Source organism: Pseudoalteromonas sp. SW0106-04 (assembly GCF_001293805.1).
In the GTDB taxonomy this organism is placed as follows: domain Bacteria; phylum Pseudomonadota; class Gammaproteobacteria; order Enterobacterales; family Alteromonadaceae; genus Pseudoalteromonas; species Pseudoalteromonas ruthenica.
On record NZ_BCAI01000001.1, the window covers coordinates 309585 to 335919 of the forward strand.

Annotated in this window: 23 protein-coding genes and 1 pseudogene; 12 read left to right on the forward strand and 12 right to left on the reverse strand. The window is 47.4% G+C overall.

Annotation, left to right across the window (positions count from 1 at the left end; translation table 11 throughout):
- Positions 1-27: 27 nt before the first annotated feature.
- Positions 28-360: a hypothetical protein gene (locus W04_RS01420; RefSeq protein WP_053909501.1), complete on the reverse strand. Its 333-nt coding sequence runs from the start codon at positions 358-360 to the stop codon at positions 28-30.
- 722 nt (positions 361-1082) lie between these two features.
- On the opposite strand from W04_RS01420, the gene W04_RS01425 reads away from it, so the two are divergent.
- Positions 1083-1571, forward strand: coding sequence for a hypothetical protein (locus W04_RS01425; protein ID WP_053909502.1), 489 nt, complete (start codon positions 1083-1085; stop codon positions 1569-1571).
- 451 nt (positions 1572-2022) lie between these two features.
- Here W04_RS01425 and W04_RS01430 read toward each other — a convergent pair whose 3' ends face one another.
- Positions 2023-6402: a putative Ig domain-containing protein gene (locus tag W04_RS01430; protein WP_053909503.1), complete on the reverse strand. Its 4380-nt coding sequence runs from the start codon at positions 6400-6402 to the stop codon at positions 2023-2025.
- A 312-nt stretch (positions 6403-6714) separates the two neighbouring features.
- Positions 6715-6906 carry a DUF3185 family protein gene (locus W04_RS01435; protein WP_022944803.1) on the reverse strand — a complete coding sequence of 64 codons (192 nt, stop codon included), beginning with the start codon at positions 6904-6906 and terminating at the stop codon, positions 6715-6717.
- A gap of 279 nt (positions 6907-7185) precedes the next feature.
- On the opposite strand from W04_RS01435, the gene W04_RS01440 reads away from it, so the two are divergent.
- Positions 7186-7737 carry an isoprenylcysteine carboxylmethyltransferase family protein gene (locus W04_RS01440; protein WP_231657970.1) on the forward strand — a complete coding sequence of 184 codons (552 nt, stop codon included), beginning with the start codon at positions 7186-7188 and terminating at the stop codon, positions 7735-7737.
- 40 nt (positions 7738-7777) lie between these two features.
- Here W04_RS01440 and W04_RS01445 read toward each other — a convergent pair whose 3' ends face one another.
- The gene (locus W04_RS01445) at positions 7778-10330 is read right to left on the reverse strand and encodes an exo 1,3/1,4-beta-D-glucan glucohydrolase (RefSeq protein WP_053909505.1); all 2553 of its coding nucleotides are present in this window, start codon (positions 10328-10330) and stop codon (positions 7778-7780) included.
- A gap of 2 nt (positions 10331-10332) precedes the next feature.
- On the reverse strand, positions 10333-11574 hold the full coding sequence (locus tag W04_RS01450; protein ID WP_157576249.1) for a sugar MFS transporter: 1242 nt from the start codon (positions 11572-11574) through the stop codon (positions 10333-10335).
- A gap of 153 nt (positions 11575-11727) precedes the next feature.
- Here W04_RS01450 and W04_RS01455 point away from each other — a divergent pair, with 153 nt between their 5' ends.
- The 7 genes from W04_RS01455 to W04_RS19210 all read left to right on the forward strand — a co-directional run bounded on the left by W04_RS01455 (position 11728) and on the right by W04_RS19210 (position 20105).
- Positions 11728-13062 (forward strand): GH1 family beta-glucosidase, encoded by a 1335-nt coding sequence (locus W04_RS01455; protein WP_053909507.1) that lies wholly within the window; start codon positions 11728-11730, stop codon positions 13060-13062.
- A gap of 51 nt (positions 13063-13113) precedes the next feature.
- A complete protein-coding gene (locus W04_RS01460) occupies positions 13114-14118 on the forward strand; it encodes a LacI family DNA-binding transcriptional regulator (protein WP_022944808.1) in 1005 nt (334 codons plus the stop codon).
- On the forward strand, positions 14115-15680 hold the full coding sequence (locus W04_RS01465) for a sugar porter family MFS transporter (RefSeq protein WP_053909508.1): 1566 nt from the start codon (positions 14115-14117) through the stop codon (positions 15678-15680). The genes W04_RS01460 and W04_RS01465 overlap by 4 nt, the downstream gene beginning before the upstream one ends.
- Before the next feature lie 184 nt (positions 15681-15864).
- The gene (katG, locus tag W04_RS01470) at positions 15865-18075 is read left to right on the forward strand and encodes a catalase/peroxidase HPI (RefSeq protein WP_053909509.1); all 2211 of its coding nucleotides are present in this window, start codon (positions 15865-15867) and stop codon (positions 18073-18075) included.
- 183 nt (positions 18076-18258) lie between these two features.
- Positions 18259-18642: a hypothetical protein gene (locus W04_RS01475; protein ID WP_157576211.1), complete on the forward strand. Its 384-nt coding sequence runs from the start codon at positions 18259-18261 to the stop codon at positions 18640-18642.
- 253 nt (positions 18643-18895) lie between these two features.
- Positions 18896-19861, forward strand: coding sequence for a hypothetical protein (locus W04_RS01480; RefSeq protein ID WP_053909511.1), 966 nt, complete (start codon positions 18896-18898; stop codon positions 19859-19861).
- Positions 19845-20105 carry a hypothetical protein gene (locus W04_RS19210; RefSeq protein ID WP_373432695.1) on the forward strand — a complete coding sequence of 87 codons (261 nt, stop codon included), beginning with the start codon at positions 19845-19847 and terminating at the stop codon, positions 20103-20105. Before W04_RS01480 ends, W04_RS19210 begins: the two co-directional genes overlap by 17 nt.
- Before the next feature lie 7 nt (positions 20106-20112).
- On the opposite strand, the pseudogene W04_RS19215 reads toward W04_RS19210, so the two are convergent.
- From W04_RS19215 to W04_RS01505, 6 genes and pseudogenes are all read right to left on the reverse strand, one after another.
- Positions 20113-20220 (reverse strand): annotated as a pseudogene (locus tag W04_RS19215) (DJ-1/PfpI family protein); the annotation flags it as partial.
- Positions 20221-20295: 75 nt separating this feature from the next.
- Positions 20296-20565: a hypothetical protein gene (locus W04_RS19220; RefSeq protein ID WP_373432691.1), complete on the reverse strand. Its 270-nt coding sequence runs from the start codon at positions 20563-20565 to the stop codon at positions 20296-20298.
- Between the two features lie 68 nt (positions 20566-20633).
- Positions 20634-20897 (reverse strand): type II toxin-antitoxin system RelE/ParE family toxin, encoded by a 264-nt coding sequence (locus W04_RS01490; RefSeq protein WP_053909512.1) that lies wholly within the window; start codon positions 20895-20897, stop codon positions 20634-20636.
- 151 nt (positions 20898-21048) lie between these two features.
- Positions 21049-21312: a hypothetical protein gene (locus W04_RS01495; protein WP_053909513.1), complete on the reverse strand. Its 264-nt coding sequence runs from the start codon at positions 21310-21312 to the stop codon at positions 21049-21051.
- A gap of 218 nt (positions 21313-21530) precedes the next feature.
- Positions 21531-22178, reverse strand: a complete 648-nt coding sequence (locus W04_RS01500; RefSeq protein ID WP_053909514.1) for a hypothetical protein — start codon at positions 22176-22178, stop codon at positions 21531-21533.
- Between the two features lie 79 nt (positions 22179-22257).
- The gene (locus tag W04_RS01505; protein ID WP_053909515.1) at positions 22258-23121 is read right to left on the reverse strand and encodes a DUF2806 domain-containing protein; all 864 of its coding nucleotides are present in this window, start codon (positions 23119-23121) and stop codon (positions 22258-22260) included.
- 596 nt (positions 23122-23717) lie between these two features.
- On the opposite strand from W04_RS01505, the gene W04_RS01510 reads away from it, so the two are divergent.
- From W04_RS01510 to W04_RS01520, 3 genes are all read left to right on the forward strand, one after another.
- Positions 23718-24509, forward strand: coding sequence for an alpha/beta hydrolase (locus tag W04_RS01510; RefSeq protein ID WP_082342077.1), 792 nt, complete (start codon positions 23718-23720; stop codon positions 24507-24509).
- A gap of 169 nt (positions 24510-24678) precedes the next feature.
- Positions 24679-24987, forward strand: coding sequence for a hypothetical protein (locus W04_RS01515; RefSeq protein ID WP_053909516.1), 309 nt, complete (start codon positions 24679-24681; stop codon positions 24985-24987).
- A complete protein-coding gene (locus W04_RS01520) occupies positions 24987-25364 on the forward strand; it encodes a hypothetical protein (protein WP_053909517.1) in 378 nt (125 codons plus the stop codon). Before W04_RS01515 ends, W04_RS01520 begins: the two co-directional genes overlap by 1 nt.
- A gap of 136 nt (positions 25365-25500) precedes the next feature.
- On the opposite strand, the gene W04_RS01525 is transcribed toward W04_RS01520, so the two are convergent.
- Positions 25501-25986: a hypothetical protein gene (locus tag W04_RS01525; protein ID WP_053909518.1), complete on the reverse strand. Its 486-nt coding sequence runs from the start codon at positions 25984-25986 to the stop codon at positions 25501-25503.
- Between the last annotated feature and the right edge of the window lie 349 nt (positions 25987-26335).

The window sequence follows — 26335 nt, forward strand, 5'->3', positions numbered from 1 at the left end:
TCGGGATTATCTATGCCAAGGCCATTGTCATACAGCTTGAGCGCGCAACTTGGCTCCGGCGAGCTCGCTTTTTAGCAAGGTGAGGTTACCTTGGGCAGTGAGTTGCTCGCTTTGCTGGGCAAGCTTTAATGCCTCAAAGTTGGCTCGTTGTCGTGCTAAAGCAAGACGAGCGCGATTTAATTGCTGCTCCAAGCTTGGGTTGCTAAGGCGTAAAATAATATCGTCTTTGGTGACGCGTGCGCCGGGGCGTAATACCACCTGCTCAACTTGGGCTTGGTGGTTGGCGGTTAAAAACCGCGTGTATTTAGAGCGCAGTTCGCCATACCCCGACACCTGCATATTGAGAGGGCCTTGCTGCACGGTGGCAAGCGTCAGGAATACGTTGGCTGCGCCATGAAAAGCCGAGACTCGCCGTTATGATGATCAGAACAGCCAAGGCTGCCCCATAGATTAAAGGCCGGCGCGAGGAGGTTTTGTTTTTCGCTAAGCTATGCTTGATGTCCATAGGTGACAACAGGTTAATGAATACGATACCTAGCCTTTAGCGAAAGCCATGCCAGTTTTAACACTATGAAATGTATAAGTATTTTATATATTTGGCACTAATTCTTCCCACCAGTGGGAGAGCGCAATAGTAAAAGTGGGAATGAAATGTGTTAAATGAGCGTTATATACCAGCCTCGCTAGAATGAGCCTGGACGAGCGGATATGCTGTCATTAAATAGGAACTTACAGCTTCATTAATCGAGCCCAAGTCTTTTTTTGCTGATAATACACCTGCAATTCGTGGGAGTTGATGATACAAGCAGCTTGGCTTCGACTGTAAACCCCCTTTACGTTATCTAAGGGCGAAGAAGAGGAATTCGTTTGAGTAAGTAGCCTTCTCACCCTGCTTAGAGCCTAAATAGTATTTATATGTTTATATTGCTGGGTCTATAGCGCCGATATCTTCACTAGTCAGTACTTCCTAAATCTGCTAACAATGGTGGTAGAAAAAAGTGAGACTGGTTTTAAGTAAACAACTCACAGTCAGAGCAAATAAACGTTATTATCACCAATGAGTTCGATAGGTAGGAATTGCAATGAGGAAAATTATTTTTTTAGTGTTTTCAATTTTTTCTTTATCAGCTCATGCAACATCATTGAAAAATGAAAATAATCTTTCGTGGCTACTAAACAACTACGACAAGGTTGAAGAAACAGTATCCAGAGATAAGTCTTATGAGCTTATTCCTGTTACAAATACTTTAGTTGAGATTTGGTACCACAGAGATGGAGCAACAACAGCTGAAGTATCAATTCCAATAATAATGGCTCTTATCCATCACCCTGATATTATGCTGCCTATGTTGGCTGACAATCCCGACTCATTTGATCGCTGGCTTTCCCAGTTTAATGGGATTGTATTCATGGATTTCTCAGGTGAGAGCTTTGATGAATTAACGTCATTAAAAGTGCAATTAGCTGAGTCAATGTCTTCTTTTTCACAGAGAAGCGATCACCAGCTTAAGCCATTCGTCAATAAACTTCTTAAACAGCTCGAAGTAACCGAAGTCAGAACAGTTAATTAGTGCTTAAAAAAATCAGGGAGCTAGAGTGTGTAGTGTCACTATTACTCAACACACGGGCTCCTTACGACTATTGAGCAACTACAAAAAATCAGTTTTTTTCTATTTACTCTTCGGGTTTCTTTATCGGAATAGTACTAACTCGGGGTCAAAAAAGGCGGTTGACCTGTTCAGCCACAGCAAACCATTTAACGCAATTGGGCCTTGTCCAATAAAATAGTTAAAAAGAACACTCAGGCCGCATCGGCAGCCAGTTCATTCCAAAGAAGAAAGCCCCCCAATTTGGCCGTTCACATCGTTAGAGTAATTTCATTTTCAGTATAGAAATGCAGAGGCTTTTTGGGGCGATTTCAGTGCTGAGCGCTCTTGGTGCTTTCTAAATTAAAAGCTTTAGCGGGCAGTTGTGCTGCTTTAAAGAAGAAAAAGGAGCCAATGCTCCTTTTTAATGTAATGCCTAGTTTAATAACAGCTCATGCAATACTTTGAGCTCATTGGCATTTAATAAAGAGAGCCACAACTCACTATTGAAGCTCAAGTTATACCATTTCTGGTTCCAACCGCCATGGCACCCGTAAGGAATCAGCTTGATGTTGGTGCGGTCAAAGTCCAAGCACTTACTGGTTGAGGCATTTTTAATAACCCAAGGGTTGGTTGCATTAAATAGCCATTGTTGGGCGGTGTTGCTGGTTGAGCATGATGTTAGATTGACACCACTACCCACTTGCTCGGCGCATAGCCAAGGCGTGGCGACTGGATGTAGGCGACCTAAATCATCAAAGACCCATTGCGTGCGTTGGCCTTGATTATCGTCAGTGCGGGCAACTAACTGCACATTGCTTCCTGCGTTACCATCGTGACTAAAAAAGTAGTTATTACCATGTATCTCACTGCCTGATAATGTCAGATCACTGCTATCGCTCAACCCTTCGGCTAACAAGTGCGCTAGCACGCGTTGCTTGAAGGTCGGTGTGTCTAATCCTTGAGCTTGGGCATGGGCAATGAGCGCGCGCAGACCTTGCACCGCCGCTTCCAAGTTATGAATACGTGTTAACTTAGCACGGCTAGACTCACTTAAATTAGGTAATAGCTCCGTTAATTCATAGCTTGCCACCTTATAGGCAACACTGGCAGGTAAGAAGCTCGCATCGTCGCTTAACGCCTGTAGCTCGGCCTCGATTTCTTCGAACTCGCGATCTTTCAATTGCTTAAAGCCGTGCTCTTGACCAACCTGGGCAACGACCGGTAATTCAGGAATAAGCCCATTAAACTCAGTGCGGGTGAGCTCAACATCAGTACCATCTCTGCGGCATGTGAGCACTGCTTGGGTGGGCTTAAATTGCGCCTCTATATTAAAGTGCAACTGGTTGATGGAGTTACTCGCATGGCGTGTCGCTGACACTTTGATCTGCCGCTGCTCACCGGCAGCATTACTGACACTCACCCAGCATTGATCGTCGCTGGCACTCAAGTCGGGCGCTGGTAAATCGTATATATTACCGTAATTGCCATGAAACACAGGGTAGATGAGAGCGTTATTGCCATCGGGGTCGTATCCCCCAAGAATTGTCGCCACCGGGACTCCTACCTGCGCAGGCGCTGGATGTGAGGAAATGTGCTGTGTGTAGGCGCCACTGTCACTATCCCATTTTTTATAGCCTGACTCGTAGTTAGCATCCGGTACAGGGAAGCCAGCGACATTGTTTTGAATAATACGAGCCGTAAATCCGGTGTAGTAGGTATACACAGAGAAAGGCGAATTCTCCCACCCGCCAGACATGGCATCTTTATGAAAGCCAAAGGTATTATCGCTGTTAATAGCCGTGATATTGGCACGCATACGTTTGCGATGAGCTATCCATCCCCAGCCACTGTCACTGTGGTGCACAGCCCAGCGTCCATCGGTGGTCAGCCCTTGCCCAGGGTAGTGGCCTAAGCCATAAGCGTGACCCCATTCATGGCTAGCCTCATTGCCCCATGAGGAAACAAGAGTACCAATTCCGTTACCGCCACTTAAGCCGTGTTTGATACGTCCGTTAGTGTATTGCCCCCATGCGTGATGGTTGGTGATTTGCTTGAACACATGGCTGTAGCGTTGGTTCATACTGTTGCTGGTATAGCCATAATCGGCCATATTTATGCCCACACTGACTTGAGATTTTGCAACATCGCCACGCATATCACCGGAGTAAATGCCGCCCTCAACAGCACTCGACACATCACGCTCTTTGTCGTAAATGGTGCCATCGCGAATGATCACTTTATCCAGTTCTTGGCCGTCGTAGCTAGCGAGTACGAGACTGGAGATAGGCAGCGTTTGAAAATAGTCGGTGGCAGCAGAAACAGGATCGCGCAGTGTCCAATGACCATTGCTTTCATCGTAGTATGTCAGCATTCCCAAGCGAATACTTTTAAATACCATATGCGAAGCATCAGCGATATCAATACTGTCCGCGCTCAGAGTACCTGAAGCTTGCCCGGAGGAGAACTCAATAGAGAGTCCATTTCTAACATGCTGCCAAGGTAAAATGGCCCACCAAGCATTAGTGGAATAGGCGACACCGTCACCGCCTTGAAAGTCAGCGCGAGGCAAGGTGTTGGGATGATTCAAATTAAGGTCTAAAACGGCTTGACCATCCAAGGCTATTTTGGCGCTGACACCGTCAATGTTTTCGCCCTCATGTGGTAAAAAAAGTATTAAAGCCTCACGCTGAGCAACCACACTAGGCATGTACCGAGACAGTGTTTCATCACTGCTGTTGCGCTGATAATTGTTGTTAGGTGCGACCGCATGTGACTGCACAAATTGAACTTCTGCTGCTAGCTCACCACTTAGATCATCCCGAAGCTGGCGAGGCTGGTAACTGTAATCGCGAGCATAGAAATCGATAACATCGCGGCTTAGGTAGGTATTGTGATCTTCAATTGCTATCTCGCCGCTAAACAGCCATTGCTGCTCGTCAGAAGCCACTTTTATTTCGATATTAAACACTCCTGGGTGGGTTGGTTTGCCCGTCACCGTATGATGTTGTGGGTCATAGCTTAGCCAAGAGGGGATGTTTAGCACTTCATAGCTGTAGTCGCCACTGGGTAGTGCGTAGTTTACTTGTGCGTAATACGCCGCTGTCGTAATGCCCGAAGGTAAGTTTAAGGGTTTGTTGATTGTATCGGCTTTCGCTTTTACCTGCAGCTCACCGCGATACAGATAAACTTTGCCATCGCCGGTGACGCGAATCGCAACAGGGCTATTCCCCGCACTTAATGGCACACCAGATAACACCTGCGTTTGCGCATTAAAATTAAGCCACTCCGGCGCTTGCTCAAGCTCATAGCTGTACTGCGCTGATGGCAGTTGAAAATCAACGGTATGACTGTAAGCTTGCCCTTCATCAGCCATGGGTAGCGCAAGCGGTTTGTTAATCACTGTGGTTGTTCCTGAGACATCTACTTCCCCGTATAGACGCCATGCCTGTAGGCCATTGCTGGCGTAGATAACCACATCTTGACTGCTACTATTGCTAACAACCCCGGACAGGCGCAACGAGGCGGGATCGAACGATGCCCAAGAAGGCAGTGTTTTTGCTGTATAAGTGTAATCACCCTCAGGCAAAGAAGCTGAAATGGTATGCTCATAATCTGCTCCCACCGAGGCAGAGGGCAGAGTCAGTGCCACCGATTGAGCTTCAGTCACTTGAATTACACCCTTGAACGAGAAGGTCTGTTCATTTTGATACGCATTAAGGGCAAATACAAAAACGCCCGCAGAGGTCGGCGTGCCGGACAAGCGCTGCTCTGAGGTGTTAAATTGCAACCATTGCGGCTTGCTCGTGACCTGGTAGTCATAGTTTCCTGCAGGTAACGCAAGATCCAAGAGGTGTGAGTAAGGTTCATTTTTGATGCCGTTAGCAAGGGTAATGATGGTGGCTGCGTTATCGCCATGAGGTTGAATCGGGATAACCCCTGAGAGACGCCAAATATGGGCGTGGTCGATGGCATCGATCACAACGTTATACAGGCCTTCATTGCGCGGAACGCCTTTGAGAGTGTGTGTTTGCTCAGAAAAAGATAGCCAATTTGGTAGCGTCTCGGCACTAAATGTATAGTCGCTTTGGGGTAAATCAAAGGTCAGCTGTTGCTCATAAGTCACGCCGATTAAACCACTGGCAAACGCCATTGGCTTAGCGATTAGAGTGCGCACTGGCAAGGTCGTTTCAAATCGCCACGTAGCCTGGGTGCCCTCTGCGACAATCACGAATTGAGCTAGTTCGTTGCTAGAAGCCGTGCCACTGAGCGTAAGTGTTTGCGTATCGAAACCTAACCAGTCAGGCAATTGCTCTGCACTATAAGTGTATTGCCCCTCGGGTAAATCTAAAGTGAGCTGATAGGAATACGGCTCATTAGTCATGGCTCCTGCCAAGTTCAGAGTCTCAGTGTTAACAGGCTGAGCAGCTCGCACTTGCAGATAACCACTGAAGCGCCAACGGTTGTCATCGGCACTCACATTTATCACTACCTGTTCTTTGCTAGCGGCTTGTGGCGTGCCCGAGAGCACCATAGTGGCCTCGTTAAACGTGGCCCAGCTGGGCAGGGATTCCACTTCATATTGATACACAGCGTCAGGTAATTGGAAGGCGATTTTTTGCGTATATTGGACCCCGACTTGGGCGTCATTGAGGCGCAATGATTTTTCTATTACTGCTGTATCATTACCGCCTTGCTCGGTATTTTCCTCTGGCGGAGGAGTTGGTTCTGCGCTGGGCTCACTATCGCCACTGCCACAGCCCGCAAGTGTTATTAAAGCAAGGACAAAGAATGTTGTTTTAATTGTTATGTTCACAACTTAATCCAATTCAAAGTTCCAAAAAAAGGAAATGTATTGAATAGAGTTATGACTCTATAGTCAAAAGGTTTTACCTTTTTTGCAATAAATTAATACTAAAGTATATTCTTAACAAGCAGTTATTTTACAACTACTTACTACTTTTTGGTTGAAAAAAGGGCAGCGCTGATTCGTTAACAAGTGGTGAGTTGCTGAGCGTTTTATAGTGAAGTGAGTGTGTATAGGTAACAAAGTGTTTACTTTGCCATTAAAGAAAGGCGCTGAATAAAGTAAGTTGTCAAAGGCGGGCTGGGTTGCCCGCACTGGGCGTTATTTTAATTTAAAAACACCCACAGCCACGCAGATAGCACCGCCGACCATGCCAATCCATGCCTCTATTGGGGTGTCGCCACTAAAAGTACGGGTTAGCTGAGCCTCTACTGCATCATAGACGTTATAACCCCAGGCGACTAAGGCAACACCGACCACGATTAAAATAATGCCAAGAATTTTGCCATTCATAAATGAACTCCATTGTTATTGATTATTGTTCATTGAAGCGAACAAGCATTCGCTCGCCTGATATTCAGTGTATGTAATGCAGATGAATGTGCAATGTATTTAATGTTTTAAATGAACCGTGCTATCTTTTTGTATCTTAACACTTTTCAATTCTTGCACCGCTCATGCCTGAGGGGGGTGTCGTTTTTACGATAAGGAACCGTTATTTTCAGCATTAATCTAGACGCTTTGCAGGCCTTCACCCGAGGCTATTTAGCGATATTTTTCACTTGCGTGGCTGTGTTTTACACATTACGCATCGTGCTTTCAAAGCGTAAACATGGCGAAGAGTTGATTTTTCCTGGGCAAGCCTATTGTGGCGACTGGTGGAATCACATGGCCTTTCGGGTGTTTCGCATCACTATTTGGTTAGTGTGCCTGATCCGCTGGCCTTGGCCGCAAGCGGATAGTTATCTTGGAATTTTGCAACCGCTATATCAAAACAGTGTTGTTATTATTATCGGCACGGCATTGATGACAAGCGGTTTTATTAGTGCGGCGCTGATTAACCTAAACCTTAATCGTCACTGGCGCAGTGGTATTGACCGCCAAGGACCGCAGCTGCTGCAAACCCAAGGGGTTTATAGCATCTCCCGTAACCCTATGTTTGTTGGGGTTGGCATAGCGCAGCTAGGCTTTTTTATGGCTTTGCCTTCGGCGTTCTCACTGTTGTGTCTTATTGTCGGTTGGCTCACTTTGTATCGACAAACCCAAGCTGAAGAGGCGCATTTATTTGCAGTATTTGGTGAGCGTTACCGAACTTATCAACGCCAAGTACGGCGCTGGATATAAAAAAAGCGGCTCAAGGCCGCTTTCTTTTTATAAGCGCTGATTAAGGGCAACTGATGGTTGCACCTTTATCCGTTTGTTTCTGCAGCCGAATATCGGCAACGCTGACTATCAACTTGCCTTGCGTCGTAAGCTCAAACGGCACTACGGTGTGGGCAAGTTTAAACCCTTGCTTAGTAAAGCATTGGCTATCAATACTGAGTGCCTGCCACGTATTAGCGGGCAGGGTACGCAGTTGTTCACTGATATCGACTTCGCTGTGGCATGCGCCCGGTGTGTCGCCTTCGCTCTCACAATTCATGATCACCTTCACCGCAGCACTGGGTGCTTGTTCAACCATGACCTGCATGCTCAACACCGCCTCGCTGCCTAGCTTGGCTTGTAAGTCTTCGCGGAAATAGCTTTCGCTGGCTAGGCGCATGCCCGCGTGAGCGCTGCCATCAAAGCTTAACTTGCGGGCATCTTCTTGCACTTGTTTATCAATAGTGCGATAGCTCAGTGCGCCCAAGGTGTGAGTATTGGCACTCACAGGGAGCACTTGTTCGCCAGAATAAAGCGCCATCTGCCACGGTTTTTGCACAGTACCAGTAAATAGGGCAACATCGTGTTGTTGTGTGCCCTCGGTGCGAACTTGCTCATTAAGCTCATCGCTTAAGACATTGTCATCGCCATAGCTGAGGCCAAAACCATAAGGTAGCAAGGGCTGATAATCGCTATCACCGCGATTAACAATCTGTGTGGGGGTTTTTGGCCAGGAGTAGCTTAACCGACCGCTAAAATCGTATTGCACCTGGTCTTGAGCATCGCGAAACAGCACATCGGCCACCGCTTGGCCTTCTGAGCCCGGCAACCAAGCAGCAACGAATGCATCAGAGGCGTTGAGCTCGGGGTTGACCCACATAGGTCGGCCACTGATAAACACTGACACGACGGCAATACCTTGTTGTTTGAGGCGTTTAAGCAGCGCTAGATCGCGCTTATCGCCGCTCTGGTACTCCAGAGTTGCACGGTCGCCATGACCTTCGGCATAGGGATCTTCGCCAAACACCACAATGGCGACATCAGGCTTCTGTTGGTAGCTACCATCAACACTGAGCACGGCCTGCCCACCACCTTGCGTAACTTGGGCTTGGATTCCATCCCAAATAGACGAGCCGCCTGGAAAGTCTTTATTCTCGTTGTTTGTGCCCTGCCAAGTGATGGTCCACCCTCCAGACTGCTTACCGATATTGTCGGCAGCGTCGCCAGCAACGAGCACCCGCTGTTGCCTTTTGAGCGGTAGCAACTGACCTTTGTTCTTTAGTAACACCAGTGATTCCCGTACCGCCTGACGCGCTACTTCGCGGTGCGCCTGCTGGCCAATCAAATCGGTGTTATTGGCGTATTGGCGTTGAGCTGGGCTAGGCTTGGAAAATAATCCGGCCCGCAGCTTTACCCGAAGGATGCGACGCACCGCATCATCGATCCGGCTGGTGGCAATTTCGCCGCTTTTTACCTGTGCTAAGGTGTTGTTGTACAATGCTTTCCAATCACCGGGCACCATAAAGATATCCAGTCCGGCATTGATTGACTGAGCACAGCTATCGTTACTACAACCCTCTACTTGGCCATGACCATTCCAGTCTCCGACAACAAAGCCATCAAAGCCCATCTTTTCTTTTAGTACTTCAGTAAGCAGATACTTACTGCCATGGATTTTTTCGCCATGCCAACTATTAAAAGAGGCCATCACCGATTGCGCCCCGGCGTTTAAACCGCCAACATAGCCGCCAGCATGAATGTTAAAGAGCTGCTCTTCAGAGCTGATGTTATCACCCTGGTCGTCGCCGTTAACGGTGCCGCCATCGCCAACAAAGTGCTTTACTGTGCTGATCACTTGGCCTTCACCCAAAAAGCCCTCGCCCGGTTTGCCTTGTAAGCCAGTGACAATCGCATGGGCGTAGTCACGAATTATTTCAGGGTCTTCCGAGTAACCTTCATAGGTGCGGCCCCAGCGATCATCTCGCACTGCCGCTACCGTTGGCGCAAAGACCCAATCGATACCCGTTGCCAGCACCTCTTTGGCGGTGATACGGGCAATCTTTTCTATAAGTTCAGGGTTATTAGCGGCGCCAAGACCAATGTTATGCGGGAACAAGGTCGCACCAATCACATTATTGTGACCATGCACCGCATCGGTGCCCCACATCGTCGGTATGGTGCTGCCATCAAGCGAGTCATCGACAGAGGCTTGATACATTTTTTCAGCGAGCGCAACCCAATCACTGACCTTGGCGTGCTTGTCGTTATTGGGAAAGGCACCGCCTCCATTGAGGTAAGAGCCAAACCCGTAGCGACGCATGTCTTCAACGCTGATGTCGCGGATCTCTGGTTGGATCATCTGCGCGATTTTTTGCTCCAGCGTCATACCCGCCAAAATCTTTTCAACTTGCGCTTCCACATCGTGATGTTCAGCCACGGTGCTTTCGCTCTTCGGCCAAATAGCGTCGCTATTGATTGGTGTAGCGACTGAGCCACTGGTGTGTGGTTGCTCAGAGCAAGCACCGAGTACCAATGCCGCCACGCTGACGGCTAGATATTTTATTTTACCTGTCATTGTTATTTTCCTGATTCGATAACGGCGGGAGTCGCGCCCTTGAGACCATAGTAGGCAATGTACACATAACATAGCGCTGGCAACAGGAATGACCATTGTAGCCCAATCCCATCAGCAAGCATGCCTTGCAGCAACGGAATAATGGCGCCACCGACAATGGCCAGACACAAAATACCAGAGCCTTGCGCTGTATGCTTGCCCAGCCCATTCAGGGCCAAACTAAAAATAGTGGGGAACATCACTGAATTACATAAACCAACGGCAAGAATGGCCCACATTGCCAAGTAGCCATCGAAAAACACTGAAATGAGTACCAAGGCAAAGGCACTGATGGCGTTAAAAGCAAGAACTGTGCGACCGGAGATTTTTTGCATCACTAAGGCGCCGATGAAACGTCCCACCATGGCGCCGCCCCAATAATAGGCAATGTATTTCGCCGCTTGTGCTTCATGCATATTGGCGATGTTTTCCTGGTTAAAAAAGTTCACTAAGGTACTGCCAATGGCCACTTCAGCGCCGACATAAACAAAGATGCCAAGTGCGCCTAAGGTCAGGTTACGATGACGCCATGCTGACCCGGATACGGCATCGACCCCCACTGTTTGGCCGCTTAGCTTGGGCAGCGTCAATTTGGCAAAAATACCTGCTAGTAACAGCAGTGCGCCGGCGAGCATAAGATAAGGGACCTGCGTTGCTGAAGCGTCTCCTTTTATGACTTCAGCGCCTTCTGTAAAGATAAGGATTGAGCCAAAAAACGGCGCCACTGTGGTGCCCAATGAGTTGAACGCTTGGGTCATGGTCAGCCTTGCCGGCGCAGTCTCTTGCGGCCCTAATGCGCTGACATAGGGGTTGGCCGCCACCTGTAACACCGTGACACCAGCAGCCAATACGAACAGTGCGATTAAAAATAGAGCATAAACGCCACTGCTTGCTGCCGGGTAAAACAACAAACAGCCAACGCAGGCAACAGCCAGGCCTAAGACAATGCCTTTTTGATAGCCGATGCGCCCCACTAAGTTCCCGGCGGGAAGCGAGACGATAAAATAGGCGCTAAAAAAGCAAAACTGCACCAGCATTGCTTGGGTGTAATTAAGCTCGAATGCCCCTTTGAGGTAAGGGATCAAAATATCGTTGAGGCAGGTAATGAACCCCCACATAAAAAACAGTGAGGTCAGTGCAACCAGCGCAAAACGGTAATTGCCGCCGCTGCTCGATGGCTGCGCCTGCGCAGATTCTTGCTGCATGGATAGGGCCACGGTGTTCTCCTATTGATCTTTTTAAGGAAAGCGCTTACATTTAATTATGAAAGCGCTTACATTTTTATTTGATAATTACAGAAAGCGCGCATGAATTCAAATAAAAACCCAAAAGGGTTGCAAACGGACTGAGTAACACAGATGCCTAAATTGACCTTGCCTACCGAATCCAAGATGTTGCAACGCGACTTTATTTACGGCGTCGCGACGTCCTCGTTTCAAATAGAGGGGGCAAGAGCAGCGCGCTTACCTTGTATTTGGGATACCTTTTGTCGTCAGCCGGGAGCCATCGTTGACGGCAGTCATGGCGATGTCGCCTGTGAACATATCGCCCGTTGGCAACAAGATGTCGAGCTCATAGCCAATCTTGGCGTCGATGCGTATCGGCTCTCAATTGCTTGGGGTCGAGTAATGGATGAGCACGGGCAGCCCAACCAAGAGGGGATCCGTTTTTATCAGAATTTAGTGGCGGCACTCACGGCGCAGGGCATCAAAGTCTTTGTCACCTTATACCACTGGGATCTGCCACAGTATTTAGAAGACCAAGGTGGGTGGCTCAACCGGCAAACGGCTTATGCCTTTGCTGAGTATGCCGATGTTATTTCTCAAGCGCTCGGTGAGCAGGTTTATTCTTACGCAACGTTAAATGAACCGTTTTGCTCTGCGTATCTTGGTTACGAGGTAGGCATTCATGCGCCCGGCAAAAAGGGTCAGCGCTATGGTCGCCAAGCTGCGCACCACCTGCTGCTTGCTCATGGCTTAGCCATGCAGGTACTTAGACGCACGGTCCCAAGCAGTAAGTGCGGTATTGTGCTGAACTTTTCTACTGCCTACGGCGCAAGTAGCAGCGCTGCCGATACACATGCGGCGCAATTGGCCGACCAATATCATAATTTATGGTACTTACAACCGCTGCTTGAAGGCCGTTACCCTGACGTGCTGGCGCTCTTGCCTGAAGATGTGTGCCCTGAAATTGGCGCCGATGACATGGCTATTATCAGCGCTAAAAACGACTTTATTGGTATCAACTACTACACCCGTGCGGTGTTTGCCAGTGATAGCAAAGGTTGGTTCGTTCAGTGTGAACCCACGAAAACGCCATTAACCGCCATGGGCTGGGAAGTGGTTCCAGAGGCATTTGAGAAATTACTGGTAGATTTACACCAACGTTTTTCATTGCCGCCACTGTATATTACCGAAAATGGTGCCGCCTTCGATGACCAGATAGTTGATGGCGCCATTTATGATAAGCCACGTATCGATTACTTTAATAGCCACCTTAACGCGGTACACAATGCCATTGAACAAGGTGTCAATATTCGTGGTTACTTTGCATGGTCGTTAATGGACAACTTTGAATGGGCGCTTGGTTACAGTAAACGCTTCGGTATTGTTCATGTGGATTACCACACGCAGCAACGCACCTTGAAACACAGTGCGCTGGCATATAAAGGCTTGCTTGAGAATAGACTCTAAGCGCGCTTTATATTAGCTTTAGGCCTCAAAGGACAATCTAAAAGAATAAACATGGCAACCATTTACGAAGTTTCAAAAGCAGCGGGCGTGTCTTTGGCCACCGTCTCCAGAGTGATGAACGGCAATGTCCGGGTCAGTGAACGCACCCGGGATAAAGTGCTTAAAGCCATGACCGAATTGGGCTACAAACCCAATGCCATTGCCCAGTCGCTGGCTTCTAATTGCAGCAACAGCGTTGGTTTATTGGTGTCAGCACTGCATGGTTCGTTCTTCGGCGATATGATGAGCACAGTTGAGAATGTGTTGCGAAAAGCAGGCAAGCATGTGGTGATCACCGCCGGCCACAGTGATGAAGAAAAAGAAAAACAGGCCATTGAATTTTTACTCGACCGTCGCTGTGACGCCCTCATTTTACATGCCGAAGCGGTCAGTGATGAGTATTTGCTCGAGCTGGCCAAAGGGGATGCACAAATTATTCTTATTAACCGCAAAATTGATGCTATTAGCGAGCGTTGCTTTTACACCGACAATGAACTGGGCGGTTACCTGGCTACCAAAGCGGCATTGGATGCCGGACATAAGGATATTGCTTATATTAGCGGGCCATTATTCAAAGGCGACGCTAAAGAGCGCTTGGCGGGGCATCAGCGTGCTTTGGCTGAAGCCAATATTGCATTTAACGATGCGCTATTGGTTGAGGGCGGCTATCACGAAGCGGAGGGCGCACAAGGGCTGGAACAGCTCTACAGAGCAAAGCATAAATTCAGTGCATTGATTTGCGCCAATGATGAGATGGCCTCTGGGGCGATGACCGCAGCCCGTGAGCTTGGCATCGCGATACCCGAGCAACTGTCGATTATTGGTTTCGACAACGTGTTGTTTGCCCGTTACTTGTATCCAAAATTAACTACCATAGACAACCCCATTCGGCTAATGGGTGAGGCGGCCGCGCACTGGGTCTTGGCACATGTGTACCAGCAGCGGGGGGTCGCCGAGCCTCGTAATCTGTTTGCGCCTTCTTTGGTTGCCCGCGACTCATTGGTGAGTGCACCATGATCAAAACCCTGCCTCCGGCGTTATTTTATACGCTTGTTGTTTCTTTGGGAGGCTTTATCTTCGGCTTCGACGCGTCGGTGATCTCCGGCGCGGTTGGCTTTATTGTTGACGATTTCCACTTAAGTAGTTGGGAGCAAGGGTTCGTCGTGAGCTCGCCAACGCTTGGCGGATTATTAGCCACTTGCTTTGCCGGTGCCATTAGCGATGCCATCGGTCGGCGCAAAACCTTGATTGTAATTGCCGCATTGTATTTAGTGTCGGCGCTGGCTTCGGCCTTTGCACAAAGTTATTGGATGCTGATTGCGGCGCGCTTTATTGGCGGCATGGCATTTTGCTCATTGATGGTTGCGCCCATGTATATTGCTGAAATTAGCCTGCCCGAGCATCGCGGTAAGCTGGTGTCGATCAATCAATTGAATATCGTGTTGGGCTTTTCGGTTTCTTATTTTACCAATTACTATTTACTGAACTTAGCTCAATCCGAGGCTGGCTGGGCGCAAAGCCTGGCTATTAATGAGCATTTGTGGCGCTGGATGCTCGGGTTGGAAATCGCCCCAGCATTGTGTTGGTTGCTGTTGTTGTTCTTTATTCCTCGCAGCCCACGTTGGCTACTGATGCGTCAACAGCATGAAGAGGCGCAAAGCGTTGCCGCTCGCCTGTTCAGTGGGCAACGTATTGATGAGCAACTACGCAGTATGCGAGCCTCATTGCAGCACAAAGTAGCGCCGCTATCGCAACGTATTCGTTTGTTAGCCGGGCGGCGAGTGCGTTTTGTGTTATTGATTGGCCTGCTGGTGGCTGTGGCTCAGCAGATCACCGGCATCAATGTTATTTTCTTTTATGCCCCCACTATTTTTGAGCAAAGTGGCGTCGGCACCAATGCAGCCTTTGCCCAAGCACTGTGGATAGGCTTAGTGAATGTCGTGTTTACGGTAGTCGCCATGCTGTGCATCGACCGTTTTGGCCGACGTCCTCTACTGCTTTTGGGGTTGGGCGGCATTATCGTCAGCATGGCCTTGTGTAGTTGGGGTTTCAAACAAGCCAGCTACCATATTGACGATACCAAGCTGCGCGCACTACAACAGCAACTACCGGCCACTGTGGTCAGTCAGTTAAGTCCTATGCGGGCTCATATTTACAGCGATGATGTTACCTTTAAAGCGGCATTGACTCAGCATTTAGGAGTCCAAGACGCGCGCAAACATGAAAGTGTGATCCTCAGTGAAGCGATCACCATGAATGCCACCTTGGTGCTGTTGGGGATCACCCTCTTTGTGGCGTCATTTGCGTTATCTCTTGGGCCGGTGATGTGGGTGATGTTTGCGGAGATTTTCCCGAATACTGTGCGGGCGATTGCCATATCAGCGGTCACTGTAGTGAATAACGCAGTGAGTTTTGCGGTGCAACTGGTGTTCCCCTGGGAGCTTAGCCAATTCGGGGCAGCAGCGACTTTTGCCATTTACGGTATTTTTGCATTGATTGCATTAGCGCTGGTATGGCGTTATCTGCCAGAGACTAAGGGCAAGTCATTAGAGCAGTTAGAGCTGAGCTTGCGCAGCTAAGTGTACGACGCCACCACCAATACCCGCGCGGTAAAATTCAAAGCCGCGTTAGTGTAGAGCAATTTGGGACAAAACCCTTATCAAAATTATCGATTAATCTAATCTGTTTTTCTCGCTCCAATAGATTAGAAAACTGGTCTATATTTACCCTCGATTAACAACCCTCCCATTAGGAGCGAAGATTATGCGCAACAAAGCAATTCCTTTGGCGACTGCCATTGCCATGGCAGTGTCATCAGTCGTATCTATGCAGGCTTATGCCAGCGAGCCTAAATCAAATCAGTTTTGGTGGCCTGAGCAGCTTGATTTAAGCCCCCTTCGAGCTCATGGCGTGGAGTCACACCCTTATGGTGAAGAATTTGACTACGCTAAGGGCTTTGAAAGCCTCGACCTTGATGCCGTTAAAGCCGACATTCGTGCGGTACTAACAGACTCGCAAGATTGGTGGCCAGCAGATTATGGTCACTATGGACCTTTTTTCATTCGTATGGCCTGGCACGCAGCTGGAACCTACCGTGTATTTGATGGTCGCGGTGGCGCAGGTGGCGGGCAGCAGCGCTTTGACCCACTTAACAGCTGGCCAGATAACGCCAACTTGGATAAAGCGCGTCGCCTATTGTGGCCGATTAAACAAAAATACGGTCGCAATATCTCTTGGGCTGATTTAATGGCCCTGACCGGAAATGTTGCCCTAGAAGATATGGGCTTTAAAACCTTTGGTTATGCCGGTGGCCGTGAAGATGACTGGGAGCCAGATCTGGTTTACTGGGGCCCAGAGGGCAAAATGCTGACCGACGAGCGCCGTGACAAAAAAGGTAAGCTCAAAGGCCCACTTGCTGCTGTTGAAATGGGGCTGATTTATGTCAACCCTGAAGGTCCGCATGGCAAGCCCGATCCCTTGCTCGCAGCGCGCGACATTCGTATGTCTTTTGGCCGTATGGCGATGAACGATGAGGAAATTGTGGCGCTTATTGCCGGTGGTCACACCTTTGGTAAAGCTCACGGTGCCAAAAAACCTGATTGCGTGGGCGCAGAGCCAGCAGCGGCTGAGTTAGAAGACCAAGGTTTTGGTTGGAAAAACAAATGTGGCAAAGGTAACGCTGAAGACACTATCACCAGTGGCCTTGAAGGTGCGTGGACAGTGACCCCGACGCAGTGGAGCATGAACTACCTCGATAACTTATTTAATTTCGAGTGGAAGCAAACCAAGAGCCCGGCCGGTGCCACACAGTGGATCCCGACCAATGAGTCGGCGAAGAACTTAGTGCCAGATGCCCATGTTAAAGGTAAGCGCCATGCGCCGATTATGTTTACTACCGACATCGCGCTGAAAAAAGACCCTGAGTTTCGCAAAATTGCTGAGCGTTTTCGCGCCAATCCAGATCAATACGAGCTGGCATTCGCAAAAGCTTGGTTTAAGCTAAATCACCGTGACTTAGGTCCGCGTGCTCGTTACCTCGGCGACGAAGTTCCTGAGGAAATCTTAATCTGGCAAGATTATATTCCAGAGGTTGACCATGAGCTGGTCACTGAGCAAGACATCAGTGCACTTAAAGAACAGATCCTAGATTCAGGATTGACCGTGCCAGAGCTTGTTCGTGTGGCATGGGCATCAGTGTCTAGCTTCCGTGGCAGCGATATGCGCGGCGGAGCCAATGGTGCGCGCCTACGTTTAGCGCCGCAGAAAGATTGGCCGGTGAACAACCCTGAAGAAGTGGCTAAAGTATTAAAGGTACTGGGCGACATTCAGCAAGACTTTAACCGCCAAGGCGGCGACAAACAGGTTTCATTAGCGGACCTTATCGTCTTAGGGGGCGCTGCTGCCATTGAAAAAGCAGCCAAAGACGCGGGCCATGACATTACGGTGCCGTTTAAACCAGGACGTATGGATGCTTCGCCAGAGTACACTGACGTTGAGTCGTTTGCGGTACTTGAGCCAACCGCTGATGCGTTTCGTAACTACTACGACAGTGGTTGGAAATCGCCTACCGGTATGCTGGTTGAGCGTGCCAATCTGTTGAACCTAAGTGTGCCGGAAATGACGGCGCTACTGGGCGGTATGCGTACCCTGGATGCCAACTATAAAGGCATGGATCATGGCGTGTTTACTGACCAACCAGGCACATTAAGCAATGACTTCTTTGTCAACTTGCTGGATATGTCAACGAAATGGAGCAAGTCAGATAAACAGCAAGGTATCTACCAAGGCCACGACCGTCAAAGCGGCGAGTTAAAGTGGACGGCGACACCGGTTGATTTGATCTTCGGCTCTAACTCAGAGCTGCGTGCCATCGCTGAAGTGTATGCGTCTAAAGATGCCGAGAAAAAGTTTGTTGAAGACTTTGTGGCCGCTTGGACCAAGGTGATGACAGCGGATCGCTTTGACCTAAAATAAAATTGTGATGTTACCCACCAAGGCCACTGTTGAGTGGCCTTTTTTATGTTTCCCTATATTATGTCGAAAGCACACCAGCGAATTAAGTGTTGAGCACGGTGCAGCAAGAAAAGAAAGAAGATTATTTCTCGAATATTCAAGGTGTTTTTGAACAGCAACCAAGGAGATGGAGTTTTGAACAGTTTGGCGAATAAATATCTTTTTACGCTGACTTTATTGTTCAGCCAAGTGAGTTGTGCTGCGAACTCAACGGAGACGGTACAAAATTGCGTACAGCAAACTCTAGGTTTTGAGGTTGTTAGAACTGATCCAATCAATCATCGTTTTTTTGTTGTGTCTAATACCCAATTTAAAGTCGAGTCATTGTCGAACTTAGCCCTAGATCAGTGCTTCTATGAAATGAGTTGGCAAGACGATTGGAGCATTAGTGTGTTTTCCAGTGCTAAATACGCAGGCTACAAAGACGAAAAAGATATCATTCCTTTGCATGCAGATAACAAGTGGACAAACGCATATTTAGCAGAAATAGACAGTAGCGGTGTTACCCTAACTCCCACAAAACCTTAACGCTTCGCTATTAACGAGCTGCTTTTAACGATGAAGCAGCTTGTCTTGCCAGCAACTCACCTGCTCAAGAACGCAATCATTAACGGTTAGCTACTGCAAAAAGTTATTCCTTCTTTGTTACAGCTGCTAACACCTCACAGCGCGGTGAACGCCGCAAAGCTAGCCTCATAGTAATGACACAGTAGCATCATGGCGACAGTGAGAGAGCACACGCCATGGTGGCTACCTCACCCTAACCAAAGGAGTGTTTATTATGGGTACGATTAATCTTGCCGCCTATTGCAGTGGTGATTTTGGTCCCGGGATCACCAACGAATGCATTGCCGACGCGCAGCAAAGTGGTTTTACCACGCTTATTCTCTGGGCCATGCATATTGGCCGCGCGGGTGATTTAAATAACAGTAACTGCCAAGCCGTGCCCGGCCAATCTTGGGGGGAGTTGGTCTTCAATGATGGCAATATCCGCATCACCGATGGCGACACCTTTAACCCCAATAATGACGCCGACATAGCCGCTTGGCCTAGTAAGTTGGCGCAGCTAAAACAACATGGCTCCAAGGTAGAAAAAATCTTTATTTCTATCGGCGGTTGGGGAGTATGCGATTTTCAAGCCATTGAGTATATGTTGGAAAATGGCATGCGCGAGCAAATTAAAGCCAACTTTAAAACATTGCGAGAGGCCTTTACGGTCGATGGCGAGTGCCTAATTGATGGCGTTGATTTCGATAATGAAGAGATGGTGAAAGCAAACACCATTACTGAGTTTGCCGAAATCCTGTTTGATCTAGGCTATCAGGTTACCTTTTGCCCTTACCAACAACCTTCGTTGTGGCAGGGGTATATGCAAACCTTGTGGGATAAGGGCTACCGCGTTAGTTGGTGGAATCTACAATGTTATTCCGGTGGTCGCGGTAATCTTGAGCGCTTACAACCTTGGCTAGATGCGCTTTCGGCCGTTGTCGGTGAAGGGCAGGGCGGCGCTTACCTGGTCGCTGGCTTGGCGGTAAAAGGGGCCAGCGACTCCAATCCAGAGCTGTGTCCTAGCGCGTTCTGCCAATCCTTCGCTACAGTGAGTGAGCAGGGTCTTGCCGGTGGCTTTATATGGAAGTATGACGCCGTACTCAGCAATAAAACCGCCTGTGATGATGCCATTCCCACGGCTGCCAGTTACAGCAAAGCCATCACGCAAGGCCTTATGCGTAGTGACCCAGAAGATTAAAGTTTATATTGGCACACTGGCTGGCCTGACGGTCAGCTGGGTGCTAGAAGTGGACGATGGCAACGCCACTAAGCGCGCGTGGCTACGCTATGTGGTAGACGGCGCCGTGACTAGCTTGGCTATGAGTTCTTTGTCCATGAAAAATCCATCTGCCTTGCAGTTTTTTCGGCCAAGTCATTGCTGTGCAACCTACTTACCAAATGTAGACTCATGTCAATTCCTGCTGAGATACCACCTGAAGTAATGATATTTCCTTCATCGACCCATCGCACATTTTCGATAACGTTCAGCTGGGGAAACTTGCTCCTTAGATTAGCCATATCTTCCCAGTGAGTCGTGACTTTATGCTCTTTCAGCACTTTTGCTTTAGCTAGCAAAAACGCACCAGTGCAAACAGAGGCTGTTATGGATGCGTTTATCGATTGTTGGTAGATCTATTCCATCACCTGGGACTTGCCTATTTCATTGGAGTGAACACCACCTGCAACGATTAGAACATCAATCATAGGATGGTCATTAAACCCATAGTTTGACATTACCCTGTAACCAGCTCGGGCGCTAATCGTATTACCGCTTTCGCTGACCAAGAAAACGTCAAAAGGGTTGTCATTCTTGCAAACTCGTGAAGCCGTTGAAAATACCTCGAATGGTCCTGAAAAATCTAAAACCTCGGCCTGATCATAGATGTAAATTCCTACGTTCACCTGACTTATACTTCCCTGTCATAAAACCGGCTTCAGCTGCGCTAAAGCCGGTTTTAAGTGTTTGTTACTTAGTATTTTTTATATACTTCACCTCGTGGCTTTGCATCAAGCACTAGAACTTCCAGCTCATTGTCATTAACTCTATATACGATACGATGATGGCCTACTCTATATCTGTATAAATCTATGTAGCCGGTCAGCATAATTGCACCATGCAGCTTTGGATTTTCTGCAATTTCCTCTAATGCAGATATTACACGGCTTCTAATCTGAGGGTGGAGCTTTTTAATATCTTTTTTAGCTTCTCGATGAAGAACTACGTTGTACGTCATCTCCCTTTCCTCTTATCCGGCAGTCCAAGTTCCTTTTTGAGTTCCGAAAGAGATGAGGACTGCTTAGTCTTCTTTTGCAATTCCATTTCAAGTTTGCGCCGAGCTATCTCTGCACGTTCTTCACTTGTCAATTTACGATCATCGGAGCTATTCATATACCCAGATCCTTCTTAAAATCACTCAAACTTTGAGCGCCATCCATATCATTTTCTCTATCGCTAATAGCGTCAATGTCCTGCTGAGCATCTAATTGATCTAAAAACCAATCGTATTGCTCAGAGGTCAATATCGCCCCAATTTGTTTGCCGTTGGAGGATAAAATAAGTTCTGTTTTTTGCTGAGCGAGTGTTTTCACAAACTCTAATATTGACTCAGTATCACCGATGTCTTTTTCGTTATATTCATCTTCAATCATATACCTTTCCTTTGTTAATGGATTGACTTGATACTTATTGAACCTTCTCCCCGAAGTTTAGCGAAATACTAAACTTCAAGGCGACCAAACCAAAAGGAGAAAGCTCAATGAAATTTTATACCAAATTACATGATTTTTACTGTGGTATCGACTTACATGCTCGAATTCTTTATGTCTGTATCTTGAATGACAAGGGTGAAAAGGTTGTTCTGTGGTTTTTACTGTTTCTCAAATTCGCCGTATGACTTGCTACTTCCAATTCGGTATTCATAGGCTTTTGATGATTCAAAGATCGGCGACAACAAGCCATTTTTTGCATGTGGATTATGATAAATATGTAACGTCAAGCTACCATCTTGGATGTTTTTTATCATTAACCCAACTGCACTTACGGTTGTATTTTTTTGCTCAGTAGTTGTTTTGTTTTTATCATAAATATCTGCTTTGATGGAACGAGAGTTTACACTTATCCAAGTGACTCGATCACCAAACATTGCAAGCTTTACCTCTTCCTGTGGAAAGCAGCTACGAGTTAAGAAATCACGTACATCTTGAATTATCACTAATCCGGCTTCGCCAGACGTACATCTCTTCTTCAATTGTCTATTTGCAGCTTGTATAGCAGGACGGAAACGTTTGCCAATCTCTGGTGACTCATGACCGCAAACCTGCCCTTTAGTTTTTACTTCCTCCAAAAGGGCTTTTTCTTCTTCGTTTTCATTGATTTCTTTTACTTCAATAAATATTTTCTGCTTGTCTGTTTCAACAAAGAAGTCAGGTGTTTTTTCAGCGCCTTCAGGGATTCTGTTGAGATTAACTTTAATCTCATCAAAGAATCGAATTGTATCTTTTTCTGATTCTGTCATTGATGATGAACTCTCGAAACGACATAACGCCTAGCTCACTGGGAAATTAGGAGCGCAGCGAGTAATTTTTCCAGTGCAGCTACTTGTTAAGTAGCTGGGTATGCACGATAAACCCACTTTTAAACCATTGTTCAATAACATATTCATAGAATTTCTCATTCCTTTGAGCGCCGCATATCGGAGCAAGCTCTTGGCCAGCTCGGGTCAGCAAAACTTTCCCAATGTTTAGCTCATTATCATTATCTTTAGGGAATTCAATAATAGTAGGTCGACCGAAGTAGAAAATCCGTGCATGTTTACCAAACCCCATGCGGCGATAACCTGAGGTTGACTCAAAGGATATTAGTCCTATTGCATCTAAGTGTTTTAGAACACTAAAGCTAATCCCTTCATTTTTATAAACATCATGATCAGAGTCTAAGATAATAGGCATGACATCACCAAGGAACCAAGAAAACTGACAAAACTTGGTAAATATCTCTGCGTCCTTTTTGTCCATTGACGCTACAAAATCTATAGTTCGCTTAGAAAAAGTACCTGGCTTCGATGCCTCACCAGAGAGCAAGCTAGACCATAGTGACTGCATCTCGGTATCTGAAACAGTGTCACAATTCTTAAAGAAGTGGGCCACCCAGTCTTCTTCAAGATTTTGCACATCCGCATCCTCGGCTAGTGAAGATGCAGCCTGTGCTGTAATAGCTTCAATATTTTCTTGCTTTCGACCTTCTTGCTGGACCATTCGATCAATAGCCCTTTGCTGGATATCACTAAGCTCTATTGATGCTAATGCCTTTATTTTTTCAGCTTCTGCCTCGGCTTCAGCTTTCTTTTTTATCCGTCTTGGTTCGTAGAGAACACCAACAGCATTCGAAACCTTTTCAATCAGCATCGTAGCTGGCTTTGATATATCACCAAAATTTACTAGTGAGTTTCCTTCCGACACTATGGTTCCTCCATTGGCAAGCTACTTAACAATTTAATATCGAGCGAGTGGGTCGTTTTTCTGCCGCAACCAGTCTCGTTTTTGTCCTATGACCATTGATAGCAAATTAAGGAAGTACTTACCAGCGTTGAAGTTTCGCTATATTGCTCTACACGTAGACACGACAAAACCACCCAAAGGGTCGTTTCCCTGACTATGGACGAAACTCAAGGGTTATGGATATATAAACAGTAATCTAGGCGAAATGAAGAACGTCAGCTTTTCGCTCACAACAGACCTTTAGAGCAATTACCTTACTCATTTTGGGGCAGAAACGTGTCAGCGGAGCATTCGCTTTGTGGGATAGAACCAAAGCTCTAAATGACAGGGACTGCCTCTTTAACGCTCTTAAAAGCATAAGCGCAACGTATTTATTTTGATATAAAAATGCATTTTAACATTCGCCTGGATGAGCAATCAGCTATCAGGCGTTTGCGCCTGCTTTGGTACACATCGCTGTGTCGGTGTTGTTTGAGTTTGCCGCTATATTGCGTTTGCTTAAAAGTTCCGGCTCTGGCAGTGTAAGTTAAGATCTTAATTTAAAGGGAATTAATATTTTGAAGACGTTACTCTGGGCACTATTATGGGTATTTTCTTTCTCTAGTCATGCACAAACACGGTCTGAACAGGGCCACACTCTCAGTGCTAAGCCCGAAATCAAGGTGATCCTTCCCGCTTCCTATAGCAGCGAAAAGACAAAAGACTATCCTGTTATTTACGTATTAGATGGCAAGCTCAACGCGCAGCTTGTGGCAAGCATGCTGGCCCGGTTGGCAGTATCTCAAGGGGCGCGTGAGCATATTGTGGTGGGGATTGAGCCTGCCAATCGGCTGCACGACTTTGCCCCGACAGTCAACACCGACCCGCGAGGACCCGTCGGCGAGGGTGGCGGTGCACCGGCCTTTATTGAATATCTTGAGAGTGAGTTAATACCTGAGGTGAACAGTCAGTACCGAACCAGTGGCTACAACACCCTTGCCGGTCACTCCATTGCAGGGCTGTTTGTGATCCATGCGTTTCATTCACGGCCAACGTTGTTTCAAGCTCATCTCGCTTTTAGTCCGGCGCTGTGGTGGTCAACGAGGGCCACGGCTCAGCGAGCCGAACAATATGTGATTTCTGGAATAACCACCCCGAGCTTTTTATACCTCAACATCGGCAATGAGGCAGGGGAAATGAAAAGTGTGTATAGCGGCTTTACCAACACCATTGCTCGCAATCGCTCTGTTGATTTAATTTTGCAATTAGAAGAGTTTACAGACACCCCCCATGATCTAACCATGACGGCGGGTTTGTATAATGCGCTCACCGGGCTCAATCAATACCAACAAGGACAGAAAGTACACTAGTGCTTGCTCATCGCTGCTCTCCCGTGCGGTGGTGGCCTGCTTAACTAGCTGATGTCGAGGTAAACATTAAGCTGTGGCATAATACCCCACCTTATTTTATCCAAGGGCGCTGTGGTTGTTTTTTGTTGTTAAGTACCTTGCTTTTCTATCGGGCTGTTTAAGCTGCTTTATGTTACATAGCCATTGGGCTGTGCCGCTCGTTCCCGCTGCCGCTGCAACTGGGTTAATAGGCTCCGTTATTCCCTTTCCAAAACGCTTTGCAGGCCACCCTAATGCCGCTGTGTATGCTGGGAGCTTTGCGGGTATGTGTTCAGCTGAGCTCATTTCGGGTTACTGGCAACTAGCCGTTATCGCCTTTATTGGCACAACGTTGTACGCATTGACGATGAACCTTTTTACTGGCTTCGGCGGTAAACTTGGAAGCGTGGCCTTTGTCAGTGTGGCGCTATTTATGTTGGTGCAAGGAGGGATAGGTTAATGGTGCTCACTATTGTTATTGCGGTGACTGCTGCGTTTGCCACCTATTTTCTTTCCAAGCTGCGTTACTTCAACGCGCTACGTGCCTCTAGTTTGTTGTCTCTTATTGCGTATGCGCTGTTTTCATTGATGAGCAACCATGCAGAGCTGTATTCAGTGGTTTTCTTTGGCGGCACCTTCGTGGGTATGAGTACCCCGGCGCGCTTTGGCTACTACACCTTAACCAGTGCGGCCGTGTTGTTTGCATTGCTATTTCATTACTTGGTGCCGCATTTACACGGTTATGGCGGCGCCCTCGGGGTCAGCGCGTTTCTTAGTGTGTGCTTATGTCAGCTGGCTATTGTGCTCGGCGCACCGCGCAGCCGTAAAAGTGGGTAGGCTACACGCTATGGTTTGCGTGAAGTTGTCCGCGAATATTATTAGTATTTAGAGCGGGGCTGATAATATAAAAAGCGCCCAGATGGACGCTTTTGGAGGTTCCTTTGAGCAGGAACAACACACTATGAGAAGGGTCTTACGGTGCTACATGGCCTTGCAATTGCTTGAGGCTTGATTGCGCCGTTTTTAGATTTGCACGGGTAATGGTATTGCGCTTTGTTTTGTATGCGGCGCTGAAATCGGCCAGCGCGGCCTGGTATTCGTTTTTCAAAGAGTGGGCGATGCCACGGTTGCCATAGGCGTAAGCAGTAAGCTCGCGACGCTTGTTGGCATTTACATCTATCTCACTGATCAGTTCAATCGCGAGGCTACACATTGAAAGCGCTTCGTCAGCCTTACCTACTTGGATGTGCGCAGCACACTGGTTCACCAACTTCTCGAATGCAGCTTGCTGGTCTAACTCAGTGACATTACCTAAGTTAATTACCTGGTCGTATTGCCCTGCAAGTACTGCTTTTGATGTGTCATTGTCATCGATGACTGCTAATTTGTAGTCAGCGGCGTAACTGCTAGTTAAAAATGTGGCTGTCGTAATGGCTAGAGCTAATTTGAGCGTTTTCACGGTGCTATCCTCGGGTTGTGTGTTTGCTTCGGTATTAACTGTAGGTTTAAAGCTTTTACTCTACAAACGATATAAATCGCACCGTTAAATGAAAAAAATTTATCTATAGATGAATCCGTGAGTTCATCGTGCAGCTGGCCGTCTATGCGAAGCTAATAATATAAATACAATCAATTAATTAGCCCCTGACTAGGTTATCGCCGTTGTCTAGATGGTCGCGTCTGGGTTTTATTGCCTGCTAAAAATGTTGAAAATAGCAATTATCAGCATAGTGGTTTTTACCTAAATTAAGGACTATGCTTTGACCCTAGCTTGACGCGGTATCTGTTAAGCGCTGACTTTTTGCAAT